The sequence below is a fragment of the Leucobacter chromiireducens subsp. solipictus genome (assembly GCF_016758195.1).
GTDB lineage: Bacteria > Actinomycetota > Actinomycetes > Actinomycetales > Microbacteriaceae > Leucobacter > Leucobacter solipictus.
The window spans coordinates 417,070-431,509 of sequence record NZ_QYAC01000001.1 but is presented as its reverse complement, the minus strand read 5'-3'; the positions used below and the strand labels follow the sequence as shown (position 1 = coordinate 431,509).

Annotated in this window: 16 protein-coding genes; 7 read left to right on the top strand and 9 right to left on the bottom strand. The window is 71.5% G+C overall.

Annotation, left to right across the window (positions count from 1 at the left end; all coding sequences use genetic code 11):
• On the bottom strand, positions 1 to 1,491 hold the full coding sequence (gene aroA, locus D3230_RS02015) for a 3-phosphoshikimate 1-carboxyvinyltransferase (protein ID WP_202343321.1): 1,491 nt from the start codon (positions 1,489 to 1,491) through the stop codon (positions 1 to 3).
• Between the two features lie 66 nt (positions 1,492 to 1,557).
• Between aroA and D3230_RS02010 the strand changes: the two genes are divergently transcribed.
• Positions 1,558 to 2,181 carry a sigma-70 family RNA polymerase sigma factor gene (locus D3230_RS02010; protein ID WP_202343320.1) on the top strand — a complete coding sequence of 208 codons (624 nt, stop codon included), beginning with the start codon at positions 1,558 to 1,560 and terminating at the stop codon, positions 2,179 to 2,181.
• The gene (locus D3230_RS02005; RefSeq protein WP_202343319.1) at positions 2,178 to 2,420 is read left to right on the top strand and encodes a zf-HC2 domain-containing protein; all 243 of its coding nucleotides are present in this window, start codon (positions 2,178 to 2,180) and stop codon (positions 2,418 to 2,420) included. The genes D3230_RS02010 and D3230_RS02005 overlap by 4 nt, the downstream gene beginning before the upstream one ends.
• A 68-nt stretch (positions 2,421 to 2,488) precedes the next feature.
• On the opposite strand, the gene D3230_RS02000 is transcribed toward D3230_RS02005, so the two are convergent.
• The 4 genes from D3230_RS02000 to D3230_RS01985 all read right to left on the bottom strand — a co-directional run bounded on the left by D3230_RS02000 (position 2,489) and on the right by D3230_RS01985 (position 5,695).
• Entirely contained in the window at positions 2,489 to 3,466 is a 978-nt protein-coding gene (locus D3230_RS02000; protein ID WP_202343318.1) for an alpha/beta fold hydrolase, read from the bottom strand.
• Between the two features lie 4 nt (positions 3,467 to 3,470).
• Positions 3,471 to 3,860 (bottom strand): Fe-S oxidoreductase, encoded by a 390-nt coding sequence (locus tag D3230_RS01995; protein WP_202343646.1) that lies wholly within the window; start codon positions 3,858 to 3,860, stop codon positions 3,471 to 3,473.
• 23 nt (positions 3,861 to 3,883) lie between these two features.
• Positions 3,884 to 4,756, bottom strand: a complete 873-nt coding sequence (locus D3230_RS01990; RefSeq protein WP_202343317.1) for an arginase family protein — start codon at positions 4,754 to 4,756, stop codon at positions 3,884 to 3,886.
• A gap of 102 nt (positions 4,757 to 4,858) precedes the next feature.
• Positions 4,859 to 5,695, bottom strand: a complete 837-nt coding sequence (locus D3230_RS01985) for a DUF3097 family protein (protein WP_202343316.1) — start codon at positions 5,693 to 5,695, stop codon at positions 4,859 to 4,861.
• A 44-nt stretch (positions 5,696 to 5,739) separates the two neighbouring features.
• Between D3230_RS01985 and D3230_RS01980 the strand changes: the two genes are divergently transcribed.
• Both D3230_RS01980 and D3230_RS01975 read left to right on the top strand, forming a co-directional pair.
• Positions 5,740 to 7,062: an MFS transporter gene (locus D3230_RS01980; RefSeq protein ID WP_202343315.1), complete on the top strand. Its 1,323-nt coding sequence runs from the start codon at positions 5,740 to 5,742 to the stop codon at positions 7,060 to 7,062.
• Between the two features lie 41 nt (positions 7,063 to 7,103).
• Positions 7,104 to 8,246, top strand: coding sequence for an enoyl-CoA hydratase/isomerase family protein (locus D3230_RS01975; RefSeq protein WP_202343314.1), 1,143 nt, complete (start codon positions 7,104 to 7,106; stop codon positions 8,244 to 8,246).
• Positions 8,247 to 8,320: 74 nt separating this feature from the next.
• Here the strand turns inward: D3230_RS01975 and D3230_RS01970 are convergent, their stop codons facing one another.
• Genes D3230_RS01970 through D3230_RS01960 form a run of 3 tightly spaced genes read right to left on the bottom strand, consistent with a single transcriptional unit; the run spans position 8,321 to position 9,742 of the window.
• A complete protein-coding gene (locus D3230_RS01970) occupies positions 8,321 to 8,836 on the bottom strand; it encodes a YbaK/EbsC family protein (protein WP_202343313.1) in 516 nt (171 codons plus the stop codon).
• Positions 8,837 to 8,894: 58 nt separating this feature from the next.
• Complete coding sequence (locus D3230_RS01965; RefSeq protein WP_202343312.1) at positions 8,895 to 9,257, bottom strand: hypothetical protein; 363 nt, start codon at positions 9,255 to 9,257, stop codon at positions 8,895 to 8,897.
• Between the two features lie 38 nt (positions 9,258 to 9,295).
• Positions 9,296 to 9,742: a VOC family protein gene (locus D3230_RS01960; RefSeq protein WP_337249048.1), complete on the bottom strand. Its 447-nt coding sequence runs from the start codon at positions 9,740 to 9,742 to the stop codon at positions 9,296 to 9,298.
• A gap of 48 nt (positions 9,743 to 9,790) precedes the next feature.
• On the opposite strand from D3230_RS01960, the gene D3230_RS01955 reads away from it, so the two are divergent.
• The 3 genes from D3230_RS01955 (at position 9,791) to speB (ending at position 13,367) form a co-directional block, all read left to right on the top strand.
• On the top strand, positions 9,791 to 10,639 hold the full coding sequence (locus D3230_RS01955; RefSeq protein WP_202343311.1) for a DNA-methyltransferase: 849 nt from the start codon (positions 9,791 to 9,793) through the stop codon (positions 10,637 to 10,639).
• Positions 10,636 to 12,075 (top strand): MocR-like pyridoxine biosynthesis transcription factor PdxR, encoded by a 1,440-nt coding sequence (gene pdxR / locus D3230_RS01950; protein WP_202343310.1) that lies wholly within the window; start codon positions 10,636 to 10,638, stop codon positions 12,073 to 12,075. Before D3230_RS01955 ends, pdxR begins: the two co-directional genes overlap by 4 nt.
• Positions 12,076 to 12,377: 302 nt before the next feature.
• The gene (speB, locus tag D3230_RS01945) at positions 12,378 to 13,367 is read left to right on the top strand and encodes an agmatinase (protein ID WP_202343309.1); all 990 of its coding nucleotides are present in this window, start codon (positions 12,378 to 12,380) and stop codon (positions 13,365 to 13,367) included.
• Between the two features lie 66 nt (positions 13,368 to 13,433).
• Here speB and D3230_RS01940 read toward each other — a convergent pair whose 3' ends face one another.
• Positions 13,434 to 14,234, bottom strand: coding sequence for a nitrilase-related carbon-nitrogen hydrolase (locus D3230_RS01940; protein WP_202343308.1), 801 nt, complete (start codon positions 14,232 to 14,234; stop codon positions 13,434 to 13,436).
• Between the last annotated feature and the right edge of the window lie 206 nt (positions 14,235 to 14,440).

Genomic DNA, 14,440 nt, shown 5'->3' with positions numbered 1-14,440 from the left:
CTAGATACCCTCGAGGAAGGAGCGGGCCGCGCGGCCCGCGATGCCGATCGCGCTGAAGTCAGCCGCCGGCGCTGCGGCTTCGACGACAGCGGCACCGTTCCAGGACTCATGCCCGAGCATCCGCGCCCACAGTTGCGGGAACTCCGGCAGCGTCTTCCCGGTACTCGCGATGTCTTCGACCTCGACGCCGGGCACGCGCAGCCCGATGAGCGCACCGGTGGTCGCCATGCGGTGATCGGCGTAGCTGTGCCACACCCCGCCGTGCAGCGCGGCGGGAGCGATCCGGATCCCGTCGGGGAGTTCCTCGGCGTCGCCGCCGATCCCGCGGATCTCCGCGACGAGCGCGGCGATGCGATCGGTTTCGTGGTGTCGGATGTGGCCGATCCCGGTGATCTCGCTGGCCACGCCGTCGGTCCCGTCCGTCCCGTGGGCCGCGAGCGCGGCAAGGCCGATCAGCGTGGGGGCGAGCTCTCCCGCCTCGGGGATGTCGAGCGTGACGCTGCGCAGGGTGCCGTCGCCCGTTGCCGTGACGGAGCCGTCGGGGTTCGTGATGAGGTCCGCGCCGAACTCCGGGAGCAGCGTGCGCAGCTGATCGCCCACCTGCGTGGTGGTGCCGGGCCAGTTCGGGACGGTGACGCTGCCGCCCACGGCGAGCGCCGCCGCGAGGAACGGGGCGGCGTTCGAGAGGTCCGGTTCGATGGTGATGTCGAGCGCCCCGATCGGGCCGGGCGCCACGCGCCACTCGCCGGGCGCGGGGGAGTCTGCCGCGACGCCGCGGGCGCGGAGTGCGGCGAGCGTCATCTCGATGTGCGGCACGCTCGGGAGCCGGTCTCCGGTGTGCACGACGTGCACGCCCTCGTCGAACCGGGCACCGGCGAGCAGCAACGCGGACACGAACTGGCTCGACAGCGACGCGTCGAGCTCCACCCGACCGCCGCGGAGCGATCCGGCACCGTGCACGGTGAAGGGGAGCGCGCCGCGGCCCTCGTCCGCGATGTCAGCGCCCAGCGCGCGGAGCGCGTCGAGCAGGGGGCGCATGGGGCGCTTGCGCGCGTAGGGATCGCCGTCGAACGCGACCGGGCCGAGCGCGAGCGCCGCGAGCGGCGGCACGAACCGCATCACGGTGCCGGCGAGACCGCAGCCGATGCTGGTGGAGCCGGTGAGCTCCGCCGCCGGGATGATCCGCAGATCCGCGCCAAACGCGCGGTCGCTGGGGATTTCCGCGATGTCGGTCCCGAGCGCGCGGAGAGCGTCGATCATGAGGGCGGAGTCGCGGGAGTGCAGGGGGGCGCGCAGGATCCCGGGGCCGTCGGCGAGCGCGGCGAGCACCAGTTCTCGCCCGGTCAACGACTTCGATCCGGGGAGCGCGACGCGCGCGCTGATGGGGCCCGCAGCGGTGGGGGCGGGCCAGTGCGCCACGGCCTCGGGGGTGCCTTCGCCAGCCCGTACCGCGTCGCCGTCTTTGCCAGGGTTCAGTTTTCCTATCAGCATCCCCACTGAGTCTACCGGCTCCCCTCGTCCGCGCCTCCCAGTCGGCCTCCGAGTAAGATCGGTGGTGTGACTGAGACTGCAGATCAGGCGACGCTCGAACGCCGCTTCACCGACGAGGCGCTGCCCTTGCTCGATCAGCTGTATGGCGCTGCCATGAAGATGACGCGCAACCCGCAGGACGCGCAGGACCTCGTGCAGGAGACGTTTGCCAAGGCATTCGCCGCCTTCGCGTCGTTCCAGGAGGGCACGAACCTCAAGGCGTGGCTCTACCGGATCATGACCAACGCTTACATCAACACGTATCGCAAGAAGCAGCGCGAACCCTACCTCGGTGTCGTCGAGGAGCTCGAAGACTGGCAACTGGGCGGCGCGGAATCGACGACGGCGATGTCCTCCCGCTCCGCGGAAGCCGAAGCGATCGACCGAACGCCGGACACGGTGGTCTCGGACGCGCTGAACGCGCTTCCCGAGGATTTCCGGATGGCCGTGTACCTGGCGGACGTGGAAGGGTTCAGCTATCAGGAGATTGCCGACATCGCCGAAGTGCCGATCGGGACCGTGATGAGTCGCTTGCATCGCGGCCGCGCGCGGCTCCGGAAGTCGCTCGGGGAATACGCGCGTGAGCAAGGCGTTGGACTTACTACGGAACGTGCACAGAAATCAACCGCAGCGAAGGGAGACGCGCGATGAGCGATTGCGATTGCGAGACAGCCCAGAAGAATCTGTACGAGGTGCTGCGCGGTGAGCTGTGCGCGGAAGAGTCCGCGCCGATTCGCGAGCACATCGAGCAGTGCCCGGGATGCCAGAACGAGCAGAGCGTGTGCGAACGGCTCACCGAGGTGGTTCGGCGCACCTGCGAGGACGAACGCGCGGACAGCGCCCCCGTCGACCTGCGCGACGCGATCCTGAACAACCTCCGCGCGGGTTAAGCGCGGCACACCCGGGCCGGCTACGCGCCGGACACCTGGGCTGGCTACGCGCGGCACACCCGGGCCGGCTACGCGCCGGACACCCGGCCAGGTGCGTCGTGCGATGGCCGCGCCGGGCCGGCACCGAGATCCGGGCCGAGCAGCGGCCGGAGCACCGCCGCGAGTTCGGTCGGTGCGGCCTCGTGTAGATTGTGCGGCCCGGGCACCTCGACGAGCGTGCTCGCCGGCAACTGCGCCGTCCACTCCGCCGCCAGCGCCGCGCTCACCATGCCGGCGCTGGCGCGCACGAGCGTGATGGGCAGCTCGAGCGACTGTAGCGAACCCCAGACCGGCGCGTACGGGAACGGGTCGTCGCTCGCCGAGATCCCGTTCAGGTGCGCGAAGTGGTGCGTCCACTCGAGTCGGCCGTCGGGACGGCGTCGAGTGTTCAGCGCGACGCCGCGGGTCAGCGCCGCACGGTCGGAGCCGATCCCGAAGCGCACCGCGCGGTCAACGATCTCGTCGATGCTGCCGAAATCACGCTGGCCGCCGATGAACTCGGCGACCGCCCCGGCATCGCCGCCCGGCGACACCCCGGGGGTAATATCAACGATCACGAGCTCCCGCACCAGCTCGGGGCGGGCCGCCGCGACGAGCGCCGCGGTGAGGCCACCGAGCGAGTGCCCGAGGAGCACGACCGGCTCAGGGGCGAGCGTTTCGAGCGCGGTCGCGATGTCGATCGCGAGATGATCCGGGCGGTAGTCGGCGTCGGCGCGCCAATCGCTGCGCCCGTGCCCGGGCAGGTCGATGGCGAGCGCGGGTACGTCGAGCGCGAGCAGCACGGGGTCGAAACTGTGCGCGTTCAGCCCGGCACCGTGCAGCACGACGAGGCGCGGCGGCTGCGCCGGATCGAAGGCGAGCCCGCTGAGCACACGCCCGTCGCTCACGGGCACCGTGATCCGCCGGACCTCCGGGAGTGGTGCGGCGCGCGCTACCCGCGCCGCATCGCTCACGAGGAAGCGGAACTCGTCGTCGGTGTCCGGGCCGGGGCGAACGTCGCTGCTCATGCGCTCAGTGTAGGGGGTTTCGCCCCCGCACGTACCCGCCATCGCGCAGCCCCGCCTCGACCTCGAAGCGGTTGCGCAGCGGATTTCTGCCCGCGAGCGCGTAGAGCAGCGGCAGCGCGAGACCGTAGTGGCGCCACTGCTCCCGGTGCACCCGCTCGTGACGGAGCACCGCGGGGCTGACGTTCTGGTCGGTCAGGTAGCACGATCCGACGCAGCTGCCACCGCGTCCGAACGTCCACTTCGGCATGCCACGGAACACCCACAGGCCGTCGTGCCGCTCCACCCGCCCGGTACTCCAGATCGCGCCCCAGACGAATCCCACGAAGCTCGCGTAGCCATAGCCCAGCCGCGCGAACGGGAGCGGTCGGCGACCGGCCGTGACGCGCGTGCGCAGCGGCGGGGTCGGAGCTGCCGGGCTCACGCGGCCGCCCGCGCGCTGCCGGAGGTGAGGGCGGCCAAGATGCGCAGTACGGTCGGCTGATCATCAGCCGCCGCCTCGGGGCTCGCCGGCGCGAACTCGCTGATCGCAGCGCCCACCAGGGGGACGGCGGCAACGGCCGCGCGCACCGCGGTGGTGAGTTGCGACACGCTCAGCCCGAAGGGCACCGCGGTGTGCACGGACATGAATTCGGCAGGGTCCAGAACGTCGAGGTCGATGTGGATGTACAGCCGATCCGCGCCGTCGATGGCCGCAAGGACAGCGGCGGCAAGCGTGTCCGCGTCGCCGTGCGCTGCGAGCTGCCGGATCCCGCGCTGCACGATCTCGGTGCGCTCCTCCGGGTCGATCTCGCGGGTGCCGACGAGCACGGTGCGCGCCGGATCGATCGGGTGGGCCGAAGCGAGATCCGGAGCGCCGTCACCCAGCGCGTGGCGCAGCGTCATGCCCGATGCCGCGCCGGAGGGTGACGTGCTGGGGTGCTGGAGATCGGGGTGCGCGTCGAACCAGAGCACCGCGAGGCGGCCCGACTCGGCTGCCGCGGTTTCGGCCGCGACTTCGAGGCCAGCGAGTGAGGCGGCGCAGTCACCCCCGAGCACGATCGGAACGTCGTAGCCGTTCGCGGCGCTCGCCGCGATCGCGGTGCGGGCGGACGCGCGCGCGTGCATCAGGCTGCTGAGCCGGGCGACCGGCGTGCCGAGGGCGTCGCCCGCCTCGAGCGGCACCGGGACGTCGGTGCGCGCGGCGAGCGGGAGATCTTCGCGCAGGAGCGCGGCACCCTCCGCGATGCGCATGGCGCGCGATGAGGACGAACCCTGCCACTCGGGCATCACCAGAAATGCGGGTTGTGACACCGGGACCTCCCTGCACGTGTGTTCAGGGTCCCATCGTACTCCGGGGGTCGCCGCGACCCGCGGAGCCGGGTGCCCGGTACGCGCGGGGCGAACGCGCGGCCGCTACCCGACGGTGACGAAATCGATGAGGTGCTCGACGCGACCCACCAGCTCCGGCTCAAGATCCCGGAAGTTGCGCACACGTCCCCGAATCCGCGACCAGGCGTCGGCGATATCCGCCTGTTCGTCGGCTGGCCAGCCCAGCGCCAGGCAGATGCCCTTTTTCCACTCAATGCTGCGGGGGATCGTCGGCCACGCCTCAAGCCCCACCCGGGCGGGCTTCACCGCCTGCCAAATATCGACGAACGGGTGCCCCACGATGAGGACATGTGCGCCGTGCGGGCCGCGCGCGATCGACTCGGCGATGCGGGACTCCTTGCTGCGCTCCACCAGATGGTCGAGCAGCACGCCGGCGCGGCGTTCGGGACCCGGCCGGAACTCGGCGAGCACCTCCGCAAGGTTGTCGGCACCCTGCAGGAGTTCCACGACCACGCCCTCGACGCGGAGGTCGTCGCCCCAGACCTGCTCGACGAGCTCGGCGTCGTGTTTGCCCTCCACAAAGATCCGGCTCGGCATGGCGACCTTTGCCCGCTGCTGCTCGACCGCGAAGGATCCGGACGCGGTGCGCTGCCGGCCCGCGGGCGCGCGCTGCGGCATGACGAGCCGCACCGGCAGGCCGTCGATCAAGAATCCGTCGCTCAGCGCAAAGGCCCGGACCGCGCCACCGAAATCTTCAAGCTGCACCAGGCCATCGCGCGCGCCCACGACGGCACCGCAGAACTCGGTCTCGGTGTGTTCGAGCACGAGGCCGCGCGCGAGCGGCACCTCGCGTCGCTCCACGGGACCCCGCCGGGGCTTCATGCGGGCCAGGGGATCGCCGTCATACCGCTCATCGAACACGACCCAAATCCTAGCCGTTCTGGGGTGCCTGATAGCGTACAGCGGTGAGCAGCAACGACGACGACCGGGTTCCCCAGCCGCGGAGATCCGTGTTCGTGGACCTGAGTCCGCTCCGGGAGAGCCCCGCCTTCGCGCGGCTCTGGACGGGGACCTCGGTGGCGCAGATCGGTGCGCAGGTCACGATTGTCGCGGTGGGCCTGCACGTCTACGCGCTCACCGGCTCGACGCTCGCGGTGTCGTTCGTGGCACTCTGGGCGCTCGGCCCGATGATCCTCGCCGGATTTGTCGGCGGTGCGCTCGCGGACACCTTCGACCGGCGGCTCGTTTCGCTCGTCACCGCGCTGATCGCCTGGGGCAGCATATGCACCATGACCGTGATCGCGTTTCTGGGGGTCACCGCGACTTGGCCGTACTATGCCCTCGCCGCCGTGAACGCGGCGTCCGCGACGATCCTGGGGGCGACGCGCGGCGCGATCCTGCCGCGCCTCCTGCCCCCGCAGCTGCTCCCGGCTGCCGCCGCCCTGAGCGGGATCACGATGGGGCTGGCGATCACCGTGGGCCCGGCGGTCGCGGGCGTTCTCGTCGCCACGGTCGGTTTTTCCTGGACCTATCTGCTCGACGCGGTGCTCTTCTCCGGGGCGTTTCTCGGGATCCTGAGCCTGCCCGCGATGGTGCCCGACGGAGAACGCCGAGCGCTGGGCCTCGGTTCCGTGCTGGAAAGCCTGCGATTTCTCCGCACCGCACCGAACGTGCGCGCGACGTTCCTGTGGGATCTCGTCGCCATGATCTTCGGGTCCCCGCGCGTGGTGTTTCCTGCGGCGGGTGCGCTCGTGCTGGGCGGCGGCCCCGTCACCGTGGGGATCCTCACCGCGTCCTTCGCGGTCGGGGCGCTCCTGAGCGGCCTGTTCTCCGGTCCGCTCGGTGGCGTGCGGCAGCAGGGCCGCGCCGTGACGCTCGCGATCGCCGCGTTCGGAGCGTGTACGGCGCTGTTCGGGGTGGTCCTCCTCGGCACCATGCTGATACGGGGCGATACCCCGCCGGATCGGCCGCTCGCCCTGGCGATCGTGCTCGCGGGGATCGCGCTCGCCGGGACGGGAGCTGCGGACAACGCGAGCGCGGTGTTCCGGACCACGATCCTGCAGACCGCCGCCCCGGACGACGTGCGTGGCCGCATGCAGGGGCTCTTCTACGTGGTGGTCGCGGGCGGGCCGCGGGTCGGCGACCTGCTGGCCGGGGGCGTGGCCACGCTCATCGCGCTCTGGGCACCGCCGCTGCTCGGCGGGCTCGTGATCTGCGGCACGATGCTGGTCCTGGCGCGCACGGCGCGCGGCTTCATGCGTTACGACGCGCATCACCCGACGCCGTAGCGGCGGGATTGCTGCGGTACGGAAACTGCTACGGTGCTGACATGAGCACCGACGCCTCCGCACCCGAACCGCTCGTCCTCGCCCGTCGTTCCGGCGCGGTCACGCACCTCACCCTGAACCGGCCACGCGCCATCAACGCGCTGTCCGGGGAGATGTTCCGCATGCTTGCGGAGGCGCTTCGCGAGGTGCGGGAGGCGGTCGCCGCGGGCCAGTCCGCACCCGGTGCCGTGGTGATCGACGGCGCGGGGGAGCGCGGCTTCTGCGGCGGTGGCGACATCAAGGAACTCTCGGGCAAGGACGCACCGCGCATTCTGGCCCTGGAATACGCCGTCGACCACTGGGTCGCCACCGCGCCCGTCCCCGTCGTTGCGATCATGGACGGCATCGCGATGGGCGGCGGAATCGGGCTCGGCGGGCACGCCTCGCATCGCGTGGTGACCGAGCGCAGCCGCCTGGCGATGCCCGAGGTCCGCATCGGGATCGCGCCGGATGTCGGCGGGCACCTGTTGCTCGCCCGGGTCCCGGGCCGGCTCGGAGAACTGCTCGCGGCAACCGCGGGGGAGATGACCGGCGCGGACGCGCTCGCGCTGGGCTTCGCCGATTACTTTGTGCCGAGCGAGCGCCTCGACGCGCTCCGGGCAGCGCTCGCCGCAGGCGAGGAGCCGGGTGCCGCGTGCGCGCGGTTCTCGGAACCCGCCCCGGAGCGCTCCGCGGTGCTCGCCGCGGCCGAGTGGTGGGATCCGATCGCGGAGCGCGCGCTCGGCGCGGACGCACCGGCTGGCGGATCGCTCGGGGCGGCCGCTGCGGCGGCGGCGGCACGTCTGATCGCTGGCCTCGAGGCCAGCGATCGTGCTGAGGCTCAGGCCGCGGCGGCGACGATCCGCGCAATGTGCCCGACCTCGGTCGCCGTCACCCTCGCGCAGCTCGCGCGGACTCGGGCAGCGGGCCTGGACCTCGCCGCCGTCTTGACGGACGATTTGCGGGTGCTGGGACGCCTCGCCCCGATGCCGAACTTCACGGAGGGGGTGCGGGCGCAGGTGATCGACAAGGACCGCACTCCGGTCTGGGTGCCCGCGACGATCGAGCAGCTGGATGTCGCCGAGCTCGACGCGATCCTGGATCCCGCCTTCGCGGCCGGCGAAGAGCCGCTCGACCTCGATCCGGCGCTGCCCGCCGCGGCGTAGCACTGAGGGGCGAGGGCGGGCGCTGCCCAGAGTGCCGGCGCTGCCTCGGGGAGCGGTTCTGCCCCGGGTGCCGGCTACGCTCCGGGTGTCGGCTCCGCCTCGGGTGCCGGCTCCTGCCAGCCGCGCGACACGTCCACCCAGCCCTCGGCCCCGGAGAGCCGTGCGAGCGCGTCGATCGGAATCTCGACCGCGGACGTCGCGGTGCCGGCCGCCGGGAACACCGAGGGGAAGCGCCGCAGGGACTCGTCCAGGAACACGCGGGCGCGCTCGGCCGGCGCAAACGGACACACCCCGCCGATCGGGTAGCCGGTGAGCGCGAGCACCTCCTCGCCCTGGAGCATCCGGGGCTTCGCGCCGAACGCGCGCTTGAACTGTCCGCCGTGGACTCGCGCATCGCCCGCGACCACCACCATGATGGCGCGGCTGGGGTCCGCCGGATCGGAGAATCCGAGCGTTTTGGCGATCCGCCCGGGTGCCGTGCCGACCTTCTCCGCGGCGAGCTCAACGGTGGCGCTCGACTCTGCAAATTCCAGGATCTCGCCCGTCCAGCCCTGCGCGCTCAGGTGTTCGCGCACGCGCGTGGTTCCCATGTGACGTCCTCTCTTCGGTGAGGCTTCCACACTATCCGGCGGGGCCCGGGGGTCGCGCTCAGTCGGCCGCGTTCGGCAGGCCATCCTCCCCGAAACGGACCCCCTCGCGCTCGAGGCGCTCACGGGCCGCGTGGTGGACAACGCCGCGCCGGGCGGGGGTCGCCTCGAGCATGCCGAGCAGCGTCTCCCGCGAGGTGTTCGGATGCTCCGCGACGGCGACGCGCACGCTCCAGAAACGGTCAGCCGCGAACTGGGCAAGGATCGCCGGGCTCGCGTCGGGATTCAGCGCCGCCGCGTTCCGGATCGACTGGTTCGGGTCCGTCAGGAACGGTGCGAGCTCGGCGTCCGAGCTGGCACCCTGCGCGCGAATGTACCGCTGCGCTTCCGCCGCGCGTTCTTCGGGGGTCTTTCGTGTGCCCACTGGGGTGTCCTCTCGGTGTGTGCCGGTCCGTCGCCGAGCTAGTGCGGGTCCCCGATGCAGAATTCGTTGCCGTCCGGGTCGGCGAAGGTGTCCCAGGAGAAGCCCTCCTCGCCGCGGCGTCCGAGGTGTGTGGCGCCCGCGCCGGTCCACTCGGCCACGAGCGCGTCACGATCGATGTCGGGCGTACGGTCCAGGTCGAGGTGCACGCGGTTCTTCCCCGGGGTGGGGGTGTCGACCTTCTGGAAACCGAGCGCGACCGGGCTGCTCGGGGCCTGCACCATGCAGAACCAGCCGTCCACGTCCTGCACGACCTCCCCGCCCAGGCGATCCGCCCACCAGGCCGCGAGCGCCCGCGCATCTGGCGTGTCGATGGTGATCATGCTGAGTCTGATCATGGTGTCCTCCGGGGTCCGGGCCGCCGTCGCCGCCCACTCCTTGTACCGTAGCGGGAAGGGCACGTTGACGAAACGTTCGGGATTCGGCACCGCGCGTCTGCCGGGACCCCGCGCGATCCGGCCCGGTACGCTGGGACGATGCGCGAACCCTGGGACCCCCACGGCCCGAGCGTGGTCTACGCGGGCGACAATCTGCCGATCCTGCGGCGCCTGCCGGGGAGCGCCTTCGCAACGGTCTACCTCGATCCGCCCTTCAACACGGGCCGGTCCCGGCAGGCCGAGCGGGTGACGGGGGTGCGCGCAGAGGGCGGCCGACTCGGGTTCCGCGGACAGGGCTACGACGTGACGCGCGAGATGACGCTTGCCTATGACGACCGATTCCGTGACTACTGGGACTTTCTCGAGCCTCGGCTGGAAGAGGCGTGGCGCGTGCTGTCGCCGGACGGACTGCTCTACCTGCACCTCGACTACCGCGAAGTGCACTACGCGAAAGTGCTGCTCGACGCGATGTTCGGGCCGGAATGCTTCATCAACGAGATCATCTGGGCCTACGACTACGGGGCACGGACGAAGCGACGCTGGCCCGCGAAGCACGACAACATTCTGGTCTACGCGAAGCTGCCGGACTTCTACTACTTCGATGCGGAGGCGGTGGATCGCGAGCCGTACATGGCCCCCGGGCTGGTGACGCCCGAGCAGGCCGCGCGGGGCAAGCTCCCGACGGACACCTGGTGGCACACCATCGTCTCGCCGACGGGGCTCGAACGCACCGGCTATCCGACGCAGAAGCCCGTCGGGATCCTGCGCCGGATCGTGCAGGCCTCGTCGCGGCCGGGGGACTGGGTGCTCGACGCCTTTGCCGGGAGCGGGACGACGGGGGCCGCCGCGGCGGAGCTCGATCGCCGCTTCGTCCTGATCGACGACAACCCCGAGGCAATCGACGTGATGCGCGAGCGCTTCGCGGATCAGGACGTGAGGTTCGCATGACCGAGCTCGAACGCGGCGGCACTGCGGGGTTCCCCGTGCACCTCGACCGCGGCGCGGAGGCCCCGCTCACCGTGCAACTCGCGGCCGCACTGCGCGAAGCGATCGACGCGGCCACGCTCCGGCCCGGAGAAACGGTTCCCGCGACGCGGGAGCTCGCGCGGCGGCTCGGGGTCGCGCGGGGGGTCGTCGTGGTGGCCTACGAGCAGCTCGTCGCCGAGGGATATCTCGTGGCCACGCACGGGCAGGGGACGCGCGTGAACCCCGCGCTGGAGCTCGTGGAACCGAGCTCCGCCACGCGCGCGGCGGTGCCAGGCGCATCGGCGCCGGAACCCGTCGCCGTCCCGGCGGCGCTCACGCCCGGGCAACCGATCACCGACACCGTCGTGAGTCCGTCCTGGCGCACCGCCTGGCGGAGCGCGGCGGGGCGGGTCGACGTGGCACCGCCCGCGCTCGGGGACCCCGCGCTGCGGCACGAGATCTCCGAGCACCTGCGGCGCATGCGTGGCACCGCACGCGCGGCGAGCGACGTGTTGGTCACCGCCGGCACCCGGGACGGCCTGGGGCTGTTGCTTGCGGCGCTCGGCGGCGGCCGGGGCCGAGAGCTGGTCGTGGGGGTCGAGGATCCGGGACTGCCTTCGTTGCGGGGCGTGGTGCAGGCGCACGGCGCGCGGATCGTGGCCCTGCCGACGGACGCGGAGGGCCTCGACACCGCCCGGTTGCCGAGCGGCATGCTCGACGCGGTGATCGTCACGCCGAGTCACCAGTACCCGTTGGGAGGCTCGCTGCCGCTGCCGCGGCGGCGCGAGCTGCTCGCGTGGGCGCGGCGCACGGGTGTGGTGGTGATCGAGGACGACTTCGATTCGGAGCTGCGCTATACGGGCAGCGCGCTGCCGACGCTCGCGGCGCTCGACGATCCGGCGCAGGGATCCGTGGTGCTGCTCGGCACGTTTTCGCGCACGCTGGCCCCGAGCCTGGCTGCGGGGTACCTGCTCGCGCCGGCCGGGCTGCGTGCCCGGATCGAGCCGCTGCGGCGGGAGCTTGGCGGCCCCGTGTCCGGGGTGGTGCAGGCGGCGCTCGCCGACTACCTCGCGAGCGGAGAGCTGCGGCGGCACACCGCGCGGATGTTGCGGCGCTACGCGGCGCGACGCGACGCGGTGTCGGATCGCCTGGCCGCGGCGCGCGGGGTGCGCGTCCGCCCGATGGATGGCGGCCTCCACACGGTGATCGAGTTCACGAGCGCCGACGGCCCAGCGCGGGAGGCGGCGGTGCTCGCGGCGGCGCACGCGGCCGGGCTCGGGGTGCAGGGCCTCGCGGGGTACTGGCAGCAGCGAGACCGGACGCCCGGCCTGGCCGGCCTGGTGCTGGGCGTGGGTGGCCCCGACGACGCCGAGTTTGACCGCGCGCTCGTGCGGTTGCGCGGGATCCTCGACGGATAGTTTTCGCCCGCCCGCGGGGCGTCCCGGGCGGGGAGTTCTTCCGGGGCGGCGAGTTCCGCGCGTCCGCGCGGGGTCCGGGGCGGGGAGCGGTTTCCAGGCGGGAGCGGCTTCCGGACGTCGATGTTCGCGCGAGTTTCGCGACGTGCCTCATCTCCGAAGTGAGACGGGCTGGACTTTCCCGGGTGCCTCTTGCTACGCTTGCCGAAGCGTTTCGGCAGTGCAGCCCTTGCTGAGCAATGGCGCTCCAAAACGTTTCATCAATGATGCGCGGTGTGCCGCGAGACACGTGAAATGAGGAAACCATGAGTGAAGAGACGTCGGTATCGGTGGACGAGACGATGTGGAATGGGCTGCTGCACGGCGGCTTGGGCGGCACCTTTATGGGGGTGCCTCGGGTAGAGCTGACGCGCGAGGCGATCGCGGCGTCGGGGGCGAAGGCGGTCGTGTACGGCTTCCCCTTCGATGCGACCACGATCAGCCGGAGCGGGGCGAACTACGGCCCCCGCGCGATCCGCGAGACGTCGGTGCAGTACACCAACTTCCAGGCCACCTTCGGCTTCGATCTCTTCGAGCACCTGCCGCTGTTCGACGGGGGCGACTGCCACGTCGCGCTCGGGAATACGCCGAAGACCTTTGCGCGAGTCGAGGCTGACATCGCCGAGATCGTTGCGGGCGGAGCAATCCCCGTCGTGTTCGGCGGCGACCACTCGGTCAGTATCCCGGTCGGGAACGCGGCCAAGAAGCCGGGGACCAGCCCGGGCTGGGTGCAGTTCGACACCCACCTCGACAGCGCACCGGACGTCGGCGGTGAGCTGCTCAGCCACTGCTGCACGATCACTCGCGCGGTCGACAACGGCTACGACCCGGCAAAGATGGTGCTCGTGGGCATCAACGGCTGGATGAATCCGAAGACCGAGCTCCAGTACTGCCGTGACCACGGCATCCGGGTGATCTGGCTCGAGGACATCTGGGCGAAGGGCACGGCGTGGGCCGTCGAGCAGATCCTCGAGCGAGTCGGCGAAGAGGGGTTCTATCTGACCTTCGACATTGACGCGCTCGACGCCGCGTTTGCGCCGGGCACCTGCGCGCCGACACCGGGCGGCATGACGATCCGGGAGGCCTTCGAGATCGTCCGGGGTATCTCCCCGGCCGGGCTCATCGGCCTGGACATCGCGGAGCCCGCGCCCTCGCTGGATCACTCCACCCGCACCCAGCTGATCGCGGGCCGGCTCGCCCTCGAAGCGCTCGCGTTCCACGCGGGATCGCCGAGCGAGCCCATTTACATCGGCTAGCCCCGTCGACGCCTCGGCCCCACCCCGTGCAGTGACGACGGGGTGGGGCCGAGGCGTGCCGGGGGGCTAGTGCGCGTAGAGTTCCGGCCTGCGCTGGGCGAGCATGTCCGTCGGGGTGGTCGAGGCCGGTGTCGCGCTCGTGCCGCGCGTGTCGATCGCGAGCTGGCCCGCGATGGATCCCGCCTCATCCGCATCCAGTTCCGCGAGGGTGTCGCCGTCCGGGAGGACGATCCGGCTCCCGCCGCAGAACGCGTGCCCGGATTCGGTGCCGATGCGGTTTGCGTAGGCGACCGGAACCCGGTTCTCCAGCGCTCGAGCGGTGGCCGCAATGCGGTGGTCGAGCGCGTAAGGGTGCATGTTGGCCGATCCCGCCGCGATGAGTTGCGCGCCGCGGAGCGCGAGTGTGCGGGAGACCTCGGGGAACTCGAGTTCGAAGCAGTTGACGATGCCGACGGACACGTCGCAGAGGGTGACCGAGGCGAGCGTGTCGCCGACGGCGAAGGCGTCGCGTTCGGTGCCGAAGAGGTGAGTCTTGCGCACCATCTCGCGCACGGATCCGTCGCGATCGATGGCGAGCATCGCGTCGTACGCGCCGTCGGGGGCCGCCTCGATGCAGCCGACGATGAGCGCGGTGTTCGCGTTTCGGCAGGCCGCGGCGAGCGCACGGACTCGCGGGTCGTTGCGCGTGAGCGCGAGTTCCGCAAGCGCGGTGGTCTGATACCCGCTGAGGAACAGCTCCGGGAACAGGAGGAGATCCGTGTCTGGGTGCGCGGCGAGGGCCGCGGTGACTCGGCGGAGATTCTCGGCAAGGTCGCGGGACCGGGGCGCGTCTTGGATCACCGTGACGTGCAGCGTGCGGGGGTGCATGGGGCTCCTCGGGTGTGGCGGGCGGACCGCGCACGGGCGCGCGACTCGCTCGAGTTTGGGGGTGGTGACCGGGCACAGTGCCAAATCGTTTCACTAGCTGACTCTAGGCGATAGCAGGCCAGTTTGCCACTTGCTAAAACGTTTCGGCCAGGGTAGCGTGACTCTCGACCGCGACGGGGGCCACTCCGGCGCGGACGATCCACCTC

Bases quoted from the DNA above. Each gene is read 5' to 3' on its own strand.
- aroA (WP_202343321.1), bottom strand. From the start codon at position 1,491: ATGCTGATAGGAAAACTGAACCCTGGCAAAGACGGCGACGCGGTACGG.
- D3230_RS02005 (WP_202343319.1), top strand. From the start codon at position 2,178: ATGAGCGATTGCGATTGCGAGACAGCCCAGAAGAATCTGTACGAGGTG.
- D3230_RS02000 (WP_202343318.1), bottom strand. From the start codon at position 3,466: ATGAGCAGCGACGTTCGCCCCGGCCCGGACACCGACGACGAGTTCCGC.
- D3230_RS01975 (WP_202343314.1), top strand. From the start codon at position 7,104: ATGAGCACCGACGCCTCCGCACCCGAACCGCTCGTCCTCGCCCGTCGT.
- D3230_RS01970 (WP_202343313.1), bottom strand. From the start codon at position 8,836: ATGGGAACCACGCGCGTGCGCGAACACCTGAGCGCGCAGGGCTGGACG.
- D3230_RS01955 (WP_202343311.1), top strand. From the start codon at position 9,791: ATGCGCGAACCCTGGGACCCCCACGGCCCGAGCGTGGTCTACGCGGGC.
- pdxR (WP_202343310.1), top strand. From the start codon at position 10,636: ATGACCGAGCTCGAACGCGGCGGCACTGCGGGGTTCCCCGTGCACCTC.
- speB (WP_202343309.1), top strand. From the start codon at position 12,378: ATGAGTGAAGAGACGTCGGTATCGGTGGACGAGACGATGTGGAATGGG.
- D3230_RS01940 (WP_202343308.1), bottom strand. From the start codon at position 14,234: ATGCACCCCCGCACGCTGCACGTCACGGTGATCCAAGACGCGCCCCGG.